Source organism: Actinomyces sp. Marseille-QA0893, from assembly GCF_976954355.1.
On sequence record NZ_CDRJSY010000004.1, the window covers coordinates 109,507 to 125,390 of the forward strand.

General features: G+C 54.2%; 9 protein-coding genes. 4 read left to right on the plus strand and 5 right to left on the minus strand.

What is annotated here, in order from left to right; all coding sequences use genetic code 11:
* Nucleotides 1–60: 60 nt before the first annotated feature.
* The 3 genes from glnA (at nucleotide 61) to ACWNMW_RS06090 (ending at nucleotide 5,379) form a co-directional block, all read left to right on the plus strand.
* Nucleotides 61–1,485 carry a type I glutamate--ammonia ligase gene (gene glnA, locus ACWNMW_RS06080; protein WP_295894281.1) on the plus strand — a complete coding sequence of 475 codons (1,425 nt, stop codon included), beginning with the start codon at nucleotides 61–63 and terminating at the stop codon, nucleotides 1,483–1,485.
* Nucleotides 1,486–1,557: 72 nt separating this feature from the next.
* Complete coding sequence (locus ACWNMW_RS06085; protein ID WP_034503398.1) at nucleotides 1,558–3,423, plus strand: AMP-dependent synthetase/ligase; 1,866 nt, start codon at nucleotides 1,558–1,560, stop codon at nucleotides 3,421–3,423.
* A 42-nt stretch (nucleotides 3,424–3,465) separates the two neighbouring features.
* The gene (locus ACWNMW_RS06090; protein WP_449490363.1) at nucleotides 3,466–5,379 is read left to right on the plus strand and encodes an AMP-dependent synthetase/ligase; all 1,914 of its coding nucleotides are present in this window, start codon (nucleotides 3,466–3,468) and stop codon (nucleotides 5,377–5,379) included.
* 61 nt (nucleotides 5,380–5,440) lie between these two features.
* Here ACWNMW_RS06090 and uvrA read toward each other — a convergent pair whose 3' ends face one another.
* From uvrA to ACWNMW_RS06105, 3 genes are read right to left on the minus strand one after another with little or no spacing between them, the layout of a single operon-like run.
* The gene (uvrA, locus tag ACWNMW_RS06095) at nucleotides 5,441–8,281 is read right to left on the minus strand and encodes an excinuclease ABC subunit UvrA (protein WP_449490364.1); all 2,841 of its coding nucleotides are present in this window, start codon (nucleotides 8,279–8,281) and stop codon (nucleotides 5,441–5,443) included.
* 47 nt (nucleotides 8,282–8,328) lie between these two features.
* Complete coding sequence (locus tag ACWNMW_RS06100; protein ID WP_449490365.1) at nucleotides 8,329–10,740, minus strand: HAD-IC family P-type ATPase; 2,412 nt, start codon at nucleotides 10,738–10,740, stop codon at nucleotides 8,329–8,331.
* A 5-nt stretch (nucleotides 10,741–10,745) separates the two neighbouring features.
* Nucleotides 10,746–11,738: a TerC/Alx family metal homeostasis membrane protein gene (locus tag ACWNMW_RS06105; protein WP_449490366.1), complete on the minus strand. Its 993-nt coding sequence runs from the start codon at nucleotides 11,736–11,738 to the stop codon at nucleotides 10,746–10,748.
* Nucleotides 11,739–11,948: 210 nt separating this feature from the next.
* Here ACWNMW_RS06105 and ACWNMW_RS06110 point away from each other — a divergent pair, with 210 nt between their 5' ends.
* Nucleotides 11,949–12,863: a hypothetical protein gene (locus tag ACWNMW_RS06110; protein WP_295892285.1), complete on the plus strand. Its 915-nt coding sequence runs from the start codon at nucleotides 11,949–11,951 to the stop codon at nucleotides 12,861–12,863.
* Here ACWNMW_RS06110 and ACWNMW_RS06115 read toward each other — a convergent pair.
* Together ACWNMW_RS06115 and uvrB are read right to left on the minus strand one after the other, a co-directional pair.
* On the minus strand, nucleotides 12,839–13,582 hold the full coding sequence (locus tag ACWNMW_RS06115) for a CDP-alcohol phosphatidyltransferase family protein (protein ID WP_449490367.1): 744 nt from the start codon (nucleotides 13,580–13,582) through the stop codon (nucleotides 12,839–12,841). The two genes, ACWNMW_RS06110 and ACWNMW_RS06115, sit on opposite strands and share 25 nt — an antisense overlap.
* Before the next feature lie 90 nt (nucleotides 13,583–13,672).
* Nucleotides 13,673–15,784, minus strand: coding sequence for an excinuclease ABC subunit UvrB (gene uvrB / locus ACWNMW_RS06120; RefSeq protein ID WP_449490368.1), 2,112 nt, complete (start codon nucleotides 15,782–15,784; stop codon nucleotides 13,673–13,675).
* Nucleotides 15,785–15,884: the final 100 nt, after the last annotated feature.

The window sequence follows — 15,884 nt, forward strand, 5'->3', positions numbered from 1 at the left end:
GAAAAACTCTTGGTGCTGGGTTTATCATTTCTTGAAGTTACCGGTGCGGAAAGGTTCGTCATGTTTACCCAGGCCCAAGAAGTTATCGACTTCATTGCACAAGAAGAGATCGCGTACATTGATGTGCGCTTCTGTGATCTTCCCGGCGTTCAGCAACACTTCACGATTCCCGCCAGCGAACTCGAGGCCTCGGTCCTTAAAGACGGCCTGATGTTCGACGGCTCCTCAGTTCGGGGCTTCACGCAAATCCACGAGTCGGACATGAAACTGATTCCCGATCTGTCCTCTGCTTTTGTTGATCCTTTCCGCGCTAACAAGACACTGGTCATTATTTTCTCGATCGTCGACCCTTTCACCGATGAGCCCTTCTCGCGCGACCCGCGCCAAGTCGCTGCCAAGGCCGAGGCTTACCTGCGTTCGACCGGCATTGCCGATACGTGCTACATCGGAGCAGAAGCTGAGTTCTTCGTTTTCAATGACGTTCGCTACCAAGTGAGTCCGCAACACACCTTCTACGCTCTCGATTCTGACGAGGCCTACTGGAATACCGGACGCAGCGAGGCGGGTGGAAACCTCGGGTACAAGGTTCCCGTCAAGGGCGGATACTTCCCGGTCTCCCCCGCTGATGACTTCACCGACCTGCGTGATGAAATGGCTAACCTCTTGACCGAGGTCGGACTTACCCTTGAACGCGCCCACCACGAGGTTGGTTCTGGCGGCCAGCAGGAAATCAACTACCGCTTCAATACCCTGATGGCCGCAGCTGATGACATGATGAAGTTCAAGTACGTCATCAAGAACGCTGCCCGCGCCGCCGGCCTGTCTGCCACCTTCATGCCCAAACCGATCTTCGGAGACAACGGCTCGGGAATGCACACACACCTGTCACTGTGGAAGAACGGCGAGCCTCTTTTCTACGACGAACGAGGCTACGGTTCACTTTCCGACACCGCACGCTGGTTCATTGGCGGACTACTGGAGCACGCTCCCGCGCTTTTGGCGTTCACCAATCCGTCGGTTAATTCTTTCCGACGCCTTGTTCCAGGTTTCGAGGCTCCGATTAACCTCGTCTATTCGGCGCGCAATCGCAGCGCCTGCATTCGTATCCCTGTAACAGGAACTTCACCGGCTGCAAAGCGTGTCGAATACCGAGTTCCCGATCCCAGTGCGAACCCCTATCTTTCCTTCGCTGCATGCCTCATGGCGGGAATTGATGGAATTAAGCGCCGCATTGAACCCGCTGCGCCAATCGACAAGGACCTCTACGAACTACCGAGCGCCGACTACGACTCGATCGCAAAGATCCCTTCAAGCTTGGAGGGCGCACTCGAAGCGCTTCGCAATGATTACGAGTTCCTCACTGAAGGCGATGTCTTCACAGAAGACCTGATCGAAACCTGGATTAACTATAAAGAAACGGTGGAGATTGCCCCCATGCGAGCTTATCCTCACCCGTACGAATTCCAGCTGTACTACGATCTGTGAGCTAGATGGCATTAGATTTGGCGCTACTATGCCTAGTGTCAACCTGAAACGTAGGTCTGAAACGGAGACGCAATGAAACGCTTGCGCGATGGCTCGTACACCATCAAGCCCACGTTCACGATTCACACCGATGAGCTACTTCCGGATCTATTCATGCGGCGAGCAGAAGCACATCCGGATCAGGTTGTCGTTGAAACACGTAGTTCTGTTGGTGCGGTTCGATCGATGACCGCAGCTGAGCTCCAACGTCAAGTCGAATACACCGCCTGCGGCCTTATTGGACTGGGCATTGAGTCCGGAGACTCTATTGCGATCCTCGCCTCCACCTCTTTTGAGTGGATGCTTCTGGACCTCGCCTTGCTCTCCATTGGCGCAGTTACGGTACCCATCTACGAATCCGACTCAGCGTCTCAGATTCAGCACATCCTCGAGGATGCACACGTTGTTCGTGTCTTTACCGCAACAACTCAACAGTCTGAACTTGTCCGTACGGTTGCCCCCGATTTTACGCGAGCAATTGAGAGCTTCGATCAAGGAGCCTTGCGCACTATCGCACGGGCCGCACGCAACGTTTCAATTGATAACATCAAGGAACGTCGTTCATCTTTAAGCTCCTCGTCGATCGCAACGATCATCTATACATCGGGCACGACGGGCGTCCCAAAGGGAGTTGTCCTCACTCACGCGAATTTCCTCGCGACGATCGCAGGCACACGCCAGGTGCTGGGTGAGGTCATCGATTCGCCTGATACTCGTCTCTTGCTCTTCCTCCCCGTCGCACACGTTTTGGCACGTTTGGTGATGCACGTTGTGCTCTCCGGTGCTGGCGTTTTAGGTTTCTCGCCGAATATCAAGAATTTGCTTCCTGATATCCAGGCGTTCAAGCCTTCAATCCTGCTTGTCGTTCCTCGCGTTCTTGAGAAGGTTTATAACGCTGCTTCCTCTAAGGCCGGTGGCGGTCTTAAGGGACGAATGTTCGCGTGGAGTGCAAAGCAGGCGCGCAGCTACTCTGTGGCTCAGCAGCGCACTTTCGGCCCTTCGCTGACGAAGAAACTTCGTCACGGCCTCGCAGATGCACTCGTCCTCAAAAAGATTCGCTCCGTCCTCGGACCGAACTTGCGCTACATCGTCTCCGGCGGCGCACCACTGGCAACCGATCTCGCTCAGTTCTATGCCGGCATGGGAATCACTCTTATCCAGGGTTACGGCCTGTCAGAAACAACCGGTCCGATCGCAGTTCAGCATCTGGGAGCAAACCCGATTGGAACCGTTGGCCTTCCCCTTCCTGGTAATTTCATCAAAATTGCCAAGGACGGCGAAATCCTTGTCCGAGGCCAGGCAGTTATGCCCGGTTACTATCACCTTCCCGAAGAAACTCAGGCAGTCATGCCCGATGGACGCTGGTTCCACACAGGCGATATCGGCTCTATCTCGCGTAACGGTCAGCTCTCCATTACCGGTCGTAAGAAGGAATTGATCGTCACTGCGGGCGGTAAGAACGTCTCCCCAGAGATCCTCGAAGACGCTCTTGCGACACACCCGCTCATCGCGAACGTCATTGTCGTCGGCGATCAACGTCCCTTCATCGGCGCTCTGATTACCTTGGATGCCGAAATGCTCCCCGATTGGCTTCGCAAGCACGGGCTGCCCCGCTGCTCCCCTGCCGAGGCCGCACAACTTTCTGAAGTTCAGGCCTCGCTTGAGCGCGCAATCGAGCGCGCAAATAAGGCTGTCTCTCGCGCCGAATCTATCCGCAAGTTCCGCATTATTGACGCCAGCTTCACCGTAGAAAACGGATACGTTACACCTTCGATGAAGCTGCGTCGCCGCAAAGTGATCGCGGACTACGCGCACGAGATTGATGAGCTTTACGGAGGACCCGTTGAAGCGACTGAAAGGCCGCGCCGCAGGTTCTCCTTCCGACGACGCGAGCACTGACGTCCTCGGCCTCATCGCAACAATTACCGAAAGGGAAAACAGATGACAGTACGCAGGCTTGCAGACGGTTCGTGGGAGTCTCCGGCTACGCGACAGGCAACTCCCGAAATGAACATTCCGAAGATGCTTCGCTTGCGTGCTGAAAACTACCCCTCACAGGTAGCGATCGAACGCCGCTCTCCGGTTGGGGCGTGGCGGCCGGTCACCATTGATCAGTTCTTAGCTGATGCGGACTCTCTTGCGCGCGGATTGATTGCTCTCGGGCTTGAACCGGGAGAGCATCTGGCAATCCTTGCACCCACATCCTACGAGTGGGCACTCGTTGACGTTGCCGCCCTGTCGTGTGGAGCAATCACCGTACCGATCTACGAAACAGACTCGGCCGTCCAGATTGCCCATATTCTCAAAGATGCCGACGTTCGCATTGTCATCACTGCGACATCTCAACAAGCTGAGCTTGTCCAGTCTGTTCGCACTGAGCGCGTTCGGCAGATCTTATCGATCGACAAGGGTGCTCAAAGGGTCTTGGCTCAGGCCGGGATTGAAGTACCGATTGAAAAAGTTCGAGAGCGCACTGACGCAGTAGCACTCGAGGACGAAGCAACGATCATTTACACCTCCGGAACCACCGGTGTTCCCAAGGGCGTCGTGCTGACTCACGGCAATTTCATTAGCCCAATGCTTCAGGCCTACGACTTCTTGCCTCTCCTCATTAACGACCCGCGTTCTCGTTCGCTCCTGTTTTTGCCTGTCGCACACGTCCTCGCACGTTTTGTCATGTACTGTTTGCTGGCAGGTCAAGGGGTCGTTGCTTTCTCCCCTGATACACGCAACTTGGTTGATGACATCGCCACATTCAAGCCGAGTATGCTTCTTGTCGTTCCGCGTGTTTTGGAGAAGGTTTTCAATGCCGCTTCGGCCAAAGCTGGCGGTGGTTTCAAGGGACGTATGTTCTCCTGGGCCGCACAGCAAGCACGTGCACTATCTCAAGCCACTGCGTACGCGAACACCCCCAAACCCGAATCTCTGGTTGCAGGTCCGCTCCCCGACACGACGCCGGTGCCTGACGCCTCGGAAATCCCCTCGCCCGGCCCTTCGACATTGCTCAAGATTCGCGGGCGAGTCGCCGACGCTTTGGTCCTCTCGAAGGTCAAGGCGATTCTCGGCCCCAATCTCCACACGATTATTTCGGGCGGTGCTCCCCTAGCTCTCGACCTCGCGAATTTTTACCGTGGTTTGGGTATTACGCTCCTGCAGGGCTACGGGCTCTCCGAAACAACTGGTCCGATCACTGTCGAGACCCCGGAAGATTTTCCCCCGGACAGCGTTGGTTTCGTGTGGCCGGGTAACCAGGCAAAGTTGGCTTCCGATGGTGAGCTCCTTGTCCGCGGAATCTCCGTTTCGCGCGGGTACCATAATCTTTCCGAGGCCACAGCTGAGGCCTTCGTTGACGGCTGGTTTAGGACTGGGGATCTTGCTTCGATTGACGATCGAGGCCACGTACGGATTACCGGCCGTAAGAAGGAATTGATCGTCACTGCGGGTGGTAAGAATGTTTCTCCAGAGATTTTGGAAGATGCTCTTTCCACTCATCCCCTCATCGCAAACATTATCGTCGTCGGCGATAACCGCCCCTATATTGGCGCGCTCATCTCCCTAGATACCGAGATGCTCCCCGAGTGGCTTCGCTCGCATGGACTGCCCATCGTGGATGCGGCACAAGCTGCCGAACTCCCGGCAGTTCGTGAGTCTTTGGAACGCGCGATCGCCCGGGCAAATAAGAAGGTCTCACGCGCGGAGTCGATTCGACGCTATCGCATTGTTAATGCCGCCTTCACCGTGGAGAACGGCTATATGACTCCCTCTTTGAAGCTGAAGCGACGTCGAGTACTGGCAGACTTTGCCGATGAGGTAGAAGCGCTCTACGAATCCGGGACGACTCCCGAAGCTCAGTAAAGTTGTGCGGGGCGGCTAGAGAGTATCTAGTCGCCCCGTTGTTTATGCAACTGAGAAGTGCTTACTTCCCGTTGAAGATCTCTGCCAAGAATTGACCGGTAAAGGACTCCTCGACCTGTGCAACTTCTTCAGGAGTACCTTCGGCAACAACAGTGCCGCCTCCGCTGCCTCCTTCAGGTCCCATGTCGATCACCCAGTCAGCACTCTTAATGACATCCAAGTTGTGCTCAATAACGATAACCGTATTGCCCTTGTCAACGAGGCTTTGCAAGACGAGCAGCAACTTGCGGATATCTTCCGTATGCAAACCCGTCGTAGGTTCGTCGAGAACGTAGACAGTACGGCCAGTTGAGCGTCGTTGGAGTTCTGAGGCGAGTTTTACGCGTTGCGCTTCACCGCCCGACAGCGTGGTCGCCGCCTGGCCGAGGCGCACATAGCCCAATCCAACTTCCACCAAAGTGTTCAGGTGGCGCGCGATACGCGAGATCGGCGCGAAGAACTCTGCGGCCTCGGCAATGGGCATATTGAGAACGTCAGCGACGCTCTTTCCCTTGTACAAGATCTCCAGCGTTTCGCGGTTATAGCGAGCGCCATGGCAGACTTCGCAGGGAACGTAGACGTCCGGAAGGAAGTTCATCTCGATCTTAAGAGTGCCGTCGCCCTTGCAGGATTCGCACCGACCTCCCTTGACGTTGAAGGAGAAGCGGCCCGGACCGTAGCCACGTAACTTCGCTTCAGGGACCTCAGCAAAGAGTTTACGGATCTGATCCCACACACCTGTATAGGTCGCGGGGTTAGAACGCGGCGTCCGACCGATCGGCGACTGGTCGACATGCACGACCTTATCGAGCTCATCGGTTCCAGTAACCGAGCGATGTCGTCCGGGAACGAGGCGTGCACCGTTGAGGCGCGTTGCCAGTGAACGGTAGAGAATCTGGTTGACCAGAGTCGACTTTCCCGAACCTGATACACCTGTTACGGCAATAAATGTTGAGAGTGGGAAGGAAACCGTCACATCTTTCAGGTTGTTCTCGTAGGCACCCTTCACCGTAATTTGTCGCTGGGGATCTCGCGGACGCCTAGTGGCGGGAACAGCAATTGAGCGCTTTCCACTTAAATATTGACCGGTCAGAGAACGCTTATTCTGGCGAAGTTCGTCAAGCGTTCCACTGTGGACAATCCACCCACCGTTCTCGCCAGCGCCAGGACCAACGTCAACAATCCAGTCAGCTGCTTCAATCGTCTCTTCGTCGTGTTCGACAACGATCAGAGTATTTCCAAGATCGCGAAGTCTTTCCAAGGTCGCAATAAGCTTGCGATTGTCGCGTTGGTGAAGACCGATTGAGGGTTCGTCGAGAACATAGAGCACCCCGACAAGGCCTGAACCGATCTGTGTCGCGAGACGGATGCGCTGCGCTTCCCCGCCGGAAAGGGTGGCGGCGCCTCGTGAAAGGGTCAGATACGACAAGCCAACATCAACGAGGAAGTTCAAACGCGCACGAATCTCAGTCAAGATCGGTGCGGCAATGACCGAGGACCGCTGCTCAAACTCAACATGATCCAGATGGCTTTTCGCCTGACTGATCGACAGATCCGATAGCTGCGCAATCGATAAATCGCCTACGGTGACGGCAAGAACTTCCGGACGAAGCCGAGCTCCATGGCACGCGCTACAGGGCACCTCGCGCATGTAGGAGTCCATCCGGTCAACCACAAGCTGTGATTCAGTTTCTTCTTTCTTGCGCTGAATGTAGGTCAGTGCGCCTTCGAACCCGGTCGTGTAGGAACGTTCGCGTCCCCAACGGTTTCGGAACTTAACCTTTACCTCGTAATTGCGACCGTTGAGGATGGCATCGCGAACTTCAGCAGGGAGATCTTTCCACGGAGTGTCCATGGAGAATCCGAGTTCTTGAGAAAGCGCCGTCAGAAGGTGCTTGTGGTACTTAAAATTCGAATTCCAAACAATGACAGCGCCCTGTGCGAGAGAAAGTTCCTCATCTGGAACGACAAGTTCGGGATCGACTTCAAGCTTCGAGCCAAGCCCTGAGCACTCCGGACACGCGCCGTAGGGAGCGTTGAATGAGAAGGTTCGTGGTTCAATCTCGTCCAAAGTGAGTGGGTGGTCATTGGGGCATGAACGTTTCTCCGAATACTTACGGCGTCGCTCGGGATCATCCTCATCCAGATCGATGCAATCAATCACGACAAGACCATCGGATAGACGCAGCGATGTTTCGACAGAATCAGTCAAGCGTTGACGCATACCTTCGCGGACAACAAGGCGATCAACAACGACTTCAATCGTGTGCTTGAGTTTCTTTTCGAGAGGAGGAACCTCTTCCAAACGCATCAATTGTCCGTCGACAATCGCACGTACATATCCGGAAGCTTTGAGTTCTTCAAGAAGATCTTGATATTCACCCTTGCGTCCGCGAACTACGGGAGCAAGTACCTGGAAGCGTGTTCCCTCCGGCATTGAGCGCACACGGTCGACAATCTGCTGTGGAGTTTGAGCTTGAATGCGTGCGCCGCATTTTGGGCAATGCGCGATACCCGCGCGCGCATACAACAGACGCAGGTAATCGTGGATCTCGGTAATTGTGCCCACCGTCGAGCGAGGATTACGCGATGTCGACTTTTGGTCGATCGAAACCGCCGGGGACAGTCCTTCGATGAAGTCAACGTCAGGCTTATCCATCTGGCCGAGGAATTGCCGTGCGTATGAGGACAAAGACTCAACGTAGCGTCGCTGTCCTTCGGCAAAAATCGTATCGAAAGCGAGAGAGGACTTGCCGGAGCCTGAAAGTCCTGTAAAGACAATCATTGAATCGCGAGGGAGGTCAAGATCGACGCCCTTGAGATTGTGCTCGCGCGCACCGCGGACAATTAACTGATCATGCACTCAATCAGTTTACGTGTTGACACGTTCTTTTTCTCGAACATGTGTTCTTAATCGCGCGCGCGTCCTTCTTCTTCGGCTTCACGAAGTCGACCCAAATAGAGGACACGCGAGAACGCCTCAATCACGGCACCAGCACACAGTCCAGCACATACGATGACGAGCCACAGAGAAGCTGAAGGCCACTCAAATGCGAAGAAGTGACGGGCAACCGGAATGAAGACGCCGAGTACTCCCCCGGCGGCCATCGTACAGATGAGTGCAATGCGCCAAGGCACAAGAGGACGTGCAGTAATTGACAACAGCCATAGCCCCGCGATCAGCACAGTAAGAGCTGCCGCCGTGGATCCTAGCGCGGTTCCATCTCCAACCGAAGAATAGACAGCAAGAGCACTAACGCCCAGAACAATGCCACTGGGAATGGCAAGAGAGAGAGTTCGCACGAGGAATCCCGGAACGTAACGCCTATTGTTTGGCCCAAGCGCAATAAAGAACGCGGGAATGCCAATGGTCAAGGTGTCGACGTAGGTAAAGTGGCGCGGCAAGAATGGATAACGCCATGCAAAAATCGCGCTCAGAATCACAAAGAGTGTCGCGTAGGTTGTCTTGGCGAGGAACAGAGAAGAGACGCGCTCCATATTCGCCATGATGCGTCGGCCTTCGCCCAGAACGCTCGGCAATACAGAGAACTTTTGATCAACCAGGACAAGCTGCGAAACGGCTTTTGTCGCTGCGGCCCCGTTACCCATTGCAATACCAAGATCCGCGTCTTTGAGTGCAAGGGCATCATTAACGCCATCACCTGTCATCGCAACGCAGTGCTTTTGGGTCTGAAGCGCCTTGACCAACGCCCGTTTCTGTTCGGGAGTAACGCGCCCAAAGACATCAGTAGATTCAACGATCGACAAGAATTCAGGTGAGGTCGGATCACTTGGAAGCTGACGTGCATCAAATGCTTGAGGCGCATTGCCATCCGGCGATTGCAAACCAACTTGAGCTGCCAGCGCGGCAACAGTTGTCGGGCTGTCGCCAGAAATAATCCGGACGCGCACTCCTTGCCTGCGAAAATATGCCAGTGTCTCACGGGCATCGTCCCGAAGATCTTCCTCAAGGACAAGCAGCGCAAGAGGCATGGGACGCTCAGGAAGCGTCTGATCCTGAATTCTTTGGCCGTAGCGAACAACAACGAGGACACGCAAGCCTTCCTCGGCGTACAAGCGGACTTTTTGACGAAGTCCATCAAGTTCCGCGATCCCATCGATGAGCATCTCAGGAGCACCCATGACAATCGAGGACTCTGCGGTCCCCCATGCCGCCCACTTTCGTGCCGAAGAGAAAGGAATCGTCCAGGAATCTGCACAATGCTCTAAGGGTAAGGAAGAATCTGAATCGAGGTATTCCTTTACCGCATGGGCAGTCGCATTGGTTTCGTCATCGTTCAGCACGCGAACAGCAGTAAATAGCTCCCCATCAAAATCGTGAGTCTCAAGGACTTCAAGCGAACGCAAACGAATCCCACCGGTCGTCAGCGTGCCAGTCTTGTCCAAGCACAGAGCGTCCACACGGGCCAGAACCTCAACAGCTGGAAGTTCTTGAACAAGCGCGCCCCGACGGGCCAAAGTTGCTGATCCAATTGCGAAGTTCATCGAGGTCAGGAGCACCAAGCCCTGAGGGATCATTCCGACAACGCTTGCAACGGCCAAGACCAACGCATGCTGCCAGGCATGAGGAACTCCGTCACCAGCAATACGAGTCTGTGACCATAAGGTCAGCAGAATAATTGGCGGCAAGGCCACCGAGATAACGCGGAGAATCTTATTGATGCCCTGCTGAATCTCAGAAGTTGCCAAAGAGAAAGTTCGTGCGTGACGAGCAATTCCCTGCGCATACAGGTCAGCTCCCACCGCTTGGACGTGCATCAATCCAGAACCGGCAACAACCGATGTGCCTGCAAGAACTCGATCACCAATTTGCTTGAGGACGGGACGAGATTCGCCGGTGAGCATCGATTCGTCAATTTCGAGGCCGGATACCTCGAGGATTTCGCCGTCAGCGGCAATCTGGTCACCCAAACTGAGCTCGATGATGTCGTCAAGAACGATATCGTCGACATCGATCTGTTCAGTAAGGCCATCTCGACGTACTTGTGCCCGGGGCGCATCGACTATTGCAAGATTGTCTAGTGTCCGCTTCGCGCGCACTTCCGAGAAAATCCCGATGATCGCATTGATGATCATGATTCCGCCAAAAACTGCGTCTTGCCACGATCCAAAAACGACCACGATGACCATAGCAACGCTGAGGATTGCGTTAAACAGGGTCAGGACATTCGCTCGGATGATCGAGGCCAATGACCGCGAAGAAGGCAACTTCGTGACATTGACCTGCCCGGCCTGGCGTCGGGTTTCAACCTCTTGCCGCGTTAAGCCGGTAATTGCAGTTTCTGGCGTACTCGTTGTCACTAGGGCTAGCTCCTGGTCTTGTGGCGGCGAGAATGAATAAGCGAAGTAATAACGGTGACGATTAAAGTCGTGGCAATAACACCCAAAGAAATGGGGATACCAATCTCTGGTACGGAGTGGATTGGCTGGCCGCCGTTAATGAAGGGCACAGAGTTCTCGTGCATGGCATGAAGAACAAGCTTGATGCCAATGAATCCCAAAATCACAGCAAGGCCATAGTTCAGGAAGACAAGCTTCTCCAAAAGACCGTCAATGAGGAAGAAGAGTTGACGAAGGCCAAGAAGCGCGAAGGCATTGCAGGCGAAGACTAAATAGGACTCGGTCGTAAGGCCAAGAATCGCAGGAATTGAATCGAGGGCGAACATCAAGTCTGCTGACCCCAGTGCGAGAACGACTAAGAAGAGCGGGGTAACGGAAGTACGCCCACTATGCCGATAAAAGAAGCGATCACCGATGTAGCCATCGGTCACCGGGAAGATGCGGCGGACAAAGCGAACAAAACCGTTCTCTTCGACTTGTTCTTCCTCTTCTTGTTCCTCCGATGCGCCTTCCCGCGCCTGGGAATAGGCGGTCCACAAGAGCCACGCACCAAAGAAGAAGAACATCCACGTGAAGCGATTGACAAGCGTGACACCGACAACGATGAAGAAAGCACGGAAGATCAGCGCCAAGATAATGCCTGCCAATAATGCCTTCTGCTGGAATTCACGAGGAACCCTAAAGGAAGACATGATGATGACGAAGACAAAAAGATTGTCCAGCGACAGCGACCATTCCATGATGTAGCCGCTGTAGAACTGGATGGCAAAACTTGGACCATAGATGGCCCAGATAGCAACACCGAAAGCAGCAGCAAGAGCAACGTAGCCCAAAGTCCACGCTGTCGCTTCTTTCAGCGATGGCGCATGAGGTTTGCGTACATGTCCAACAATATCGGTCGTAATCAGTGCAATTACGACGATGGCCAGGCCAATCCAACCAAGGATGTGTACGTCCACAAGTGACCTTTCAGGGAGTGAGGCTTGAGGTCTCTTCCCACCCATAATTGGGCGGCAACACCGGGTACCGAGGCGATACCGCGTTGACGATGGTGCGCTTCGTGGGAGTACTCCCCTCACTCATAGAGTAACAACGATTCTGCTCACACTCCTACATGAGAATGCCAAGTCGTTAAGAGCTTCACACCGCAGTGCTCTAAACTCGTTGGAGTGAGCGTTAAAGACCCTGCAGCCCAGATTTCCCGACTGCGTCGCCTGAAGGAGACCCTTTTCGGGTCGACTCAGGCTCCTTTCGAACTCCCGGTCGTGCGCTCCTGCGCATTTGATACCACTCGCCTCGCTCACGCCGCCGGCGTCTCACGACTTGCTGAATTGGGCAGACGCGAGGTCCGTGAACTTGATCCTTCTATCCTTGCAGACACCGATCTCTTCTTTACCGAAGTACGCAATGCTCTGGAGCACCGCGGAATTATCTGGCTCATCGGTCCCATCAATCGTGAGGAACTCAAGCGTCTCGCCGGTCCTTTGTTCCATCTTTTTGTCAACGTCGGCGCCGAGCACTCCAAAGAGCAAACAGTCTTTGCCTTGCGAGTCAGCAAGCTCGTTCACGAGCTGCTTCCGGACCCACGCTTCCGCGAGGCTCTCCAAGGAATGAATGCAACGCGAACGCCACACGGCCTCGTCCACCAAATCGAAGCCAGCGGGGTCACGGTCTACAAACGTTCACTGATCACCCGAATCCTCAAAGATCCACGTGTGTGGGTCTACCTCGTGGTTTTTATTTATTCCTCGCTGCGCGCCTTACCGGTGATCTTCGTTCCGCAATTCCATGGATCAGTCCTTGTCCTATGGTCGATTGATGTCTTGACTGCGCTTCCCTACACGTGGGGAATCCTGGCCATGATCACCGCTTCGAGGCCATTGGAGCGCTACGCCGGCGCAATCGTCGCGCTCGTAACCTTTATGGCGCCATATGTTTATTTCTGGATCCACGGACGCGGGTATCCGGGATCGGTTGTTGTCATTGTTGCTCTGATGATCCTTGCGTCAATCGCAACTGAAGTTTGGCGCTCTGTTCAGAACTCGCGGCTTGTAAAACGTTATTCTGCGTCACGCAATTCTTGAGGAATCCCTTGGATGGAACGGATTGCGCTCACCACGAGAATCCAGATTCCAGCAACCCACCAAATCCCTGTGAGGATAATCGGCCGCACAGGGGCGTAGGCAACGAGCGCCGCCGTCGCAGCAACCCACACCAGTGCCGCCACAATATTGATTACGCGCAAACGCCCGACCCTGAATGGATGAACGAAGGCGATCGGCGCGACCGTCAGCACAGCCAAAATAACCGTGGCAACAAGGTTGAAAACCGCTCCGGTCTGGAAGATCCACATAATCGCGGCTACGACATTCCAGGCGGCAGGGAATCCCATGAAGTAGTGGTCGGGAGTCTTCAGCGACACATTGCAGTAGCAGAACATCGATGAGACGCAGACCAGCAGGGCCATGGCAATACCGAGTGTGCGTGATCCAAAAGGAAGATGGAAGGCCATGAACAGAGCGGGGATAAAAGTCCACGTGAGATAGTCAACGATATTGTCTAGAGTTGCCCCATCGAAGCCAGGTGCGTATTCACTCACGCGCACGGCCCGCGCGATTGAGCCATCGACGGCGTCAACAAGAAGCGCAATTCCCAGCCACAACCACATATGGCGGATATGCCCTTCGAAGAGAGCAATCGTTGCGAGTGCCGCCCAAACAACACCGGTCAGAGTAAAGGCATGAGCGCCCCATGCCATGGCACGCCTGGTGAAAGGAAGGGGACGCGTTTGCGTGTGCGCCATCGTAGACACCATCGACTCCCAAAGTCGCGAACAAGAACATACCTATCTTAGGCGGTTCTCGAAGCGATACCTACCACTTTCCACAACTACTTAGTTGGCGGCTTTCATCGCTCTCAGTTCTTTCTTCAGTTCACTGAGTTCATCACGAAGCCTTGCCGCAAGCTCGAATTGAAGATCCTGAGCGGCTTCCATCATCCGATCAGAAAGCTGACGGATCAATTCTTCCAAATCACTCTCGGCCATCTGAGCAAGTTCTTCACGTGTGCGCGTTGAGCCTTCTTGGCCCGCAAAGGAAGCCATCTCATCAGCGCGAATATCGCTTGCGGTGCGTTCGCGCCTATATCCGCCCTCAAGGAGCTCCGCTGTGTCAACTTCTTCACGAGCGAGCATGTCCGTAACATCTGCAATCTTTTTGCGTAGAGGCTTGGGATCAATACCGTGTTCGGTGTTGTAGGCAATCTGAATTTCACGGCGTCGCTCAGTTTCCTCGATTGCAGCACGCATCGAATCAGTGATGTCATCGGCGTACATGTGAACTTCACCAGAGACATTTCGCGCGGCGCGCCCAATGGTCTGAATGAGAGAACGCGTCGAACGCAGGAATCCTTCCTTGTCGGCGTCCAAGATTGAAACGAGAGAAACTTCGGGAAGATCCAGGCCTTCCCTCAAGAGATTAATTCCCACAAGAACGTCGAAAGTTCCCAAACGCAACTCGCGTAAAAGTTCAACGCGTCTGAGAGTATCGACATCTGAGTGCAGGTATTCAACCTTCACTCCGCGCTCGGCAAGGTACGTCGTCAGGTCCTCAGCCATCTTCTTTGTCAGTGTTGTCACAAGAACGCGTTCGTCACGCTCGACCCGCTCACGAATCTGCTCAAGGAGGTCATCGACTTGACCTCGAGTCGGCTTGACCACAACCTTCGGATCAACAAGTCCTGTGGGGCGAATGATCTGTTCCACTACCCCATCGGACCTATCGAGCTCATAGGATCCTGGCGTAGCTGAGAGGTAAACGGTTTGACCAATACGCTCGGTAAATTCATCCCATTTGAGTGGCCTGTTATCCATCGCCGAAGGCAAGCGGAACCCATGCTCGACCAATGTACGTTTACGCGACATATCCCCTTCAAACATGGCTCCGATTTGGGGAACTGTCACATGCGATTCGTCAATGACGAGCACAAAGTCATCAGGGAAATAATCGAGAAGGGTATGAGGTGGGGTGCCAGCCTCGCGCCCATCAATATGGCGTGAGTAGTTTTCAACGCCCGCACATGTCCCGATCTCTTTGAGCATCTCCAAGTCATAGGTTGTGCGCATTCTCAGACGCTGCGCCTCGAGCAATTTCCCCTGCGATTCAAACCATTCAAGACGCTCTTCAAGCTCCGCCTCAATCGAAGCAATTGCACGCTTCATTCGTTCTTCGCCCGCAACGTAGTGCGAGGCGGGAAACAGATACACATGATCGACTTCTTTAATAACATTGCCGGTGACAGGATGGAGCACAGCCAGCGAATCGATCTCATCGCCAAACATTTCAATCCTGATTGCCAGTTCCTCGTAGACGGGAATGATCTCGACCGTATCCCCACGCACTCTGAAGGTCCCACGCGTAAATCCAAGGTCATTTCGCGCGTACTGCATGGAAATGAACGCCCGCAAGAGGTCATCACGGTCAATCGTCATTCCCCGACTCAGTTCAATCATTCGCGCGACATATTCTTCGGGCGTACCAAGGCCGTAAATACACGACACCGAGGAAACGACGACGGTATCGCGACGAGTAAGCAATGAGTTTGTCGCACTGTGACGTAGCCGCTCAACTTCTTCGTTAATCGATGAGTCTTTTTCAATGAACGTATCGGTCTGGGGAACGTAAGCTTCAGGCTGGTAGTAGTCGTAGTACGAAACGAAGTACTCGACCGCGTTTTTGGGCAGCAACTGCCGAAACTCCGCAGCAAGCTGCGCAGCTAAGGTCTTGTTGGGTTCCAAAACCAATGCTGGACGTTGGATCTCCTCGATGAGCCACGCGGTTGTCGCACTTTTCCCGGTTCCCGTTGCCCCCAGCAGGACGATGTCTTGTTCGCCCGCGCGAAGTCTCTCGGCGAGTTCGTGAATAGCCTTCGGCTGGTCACCCGATGGGGTGTATTCAGAAATTACTTCAAAGGGGTATTCCTGACGAAGGATGGGGGTATCACTCATAGTCTTAGGCTAAGGACTTCTGCGAGGTTCTGCGCGTTCACCACTGCAAATACGGCGAGCTCAAGCTTCGAGGATCTCAATTCTCGCTCCCATTCACGAT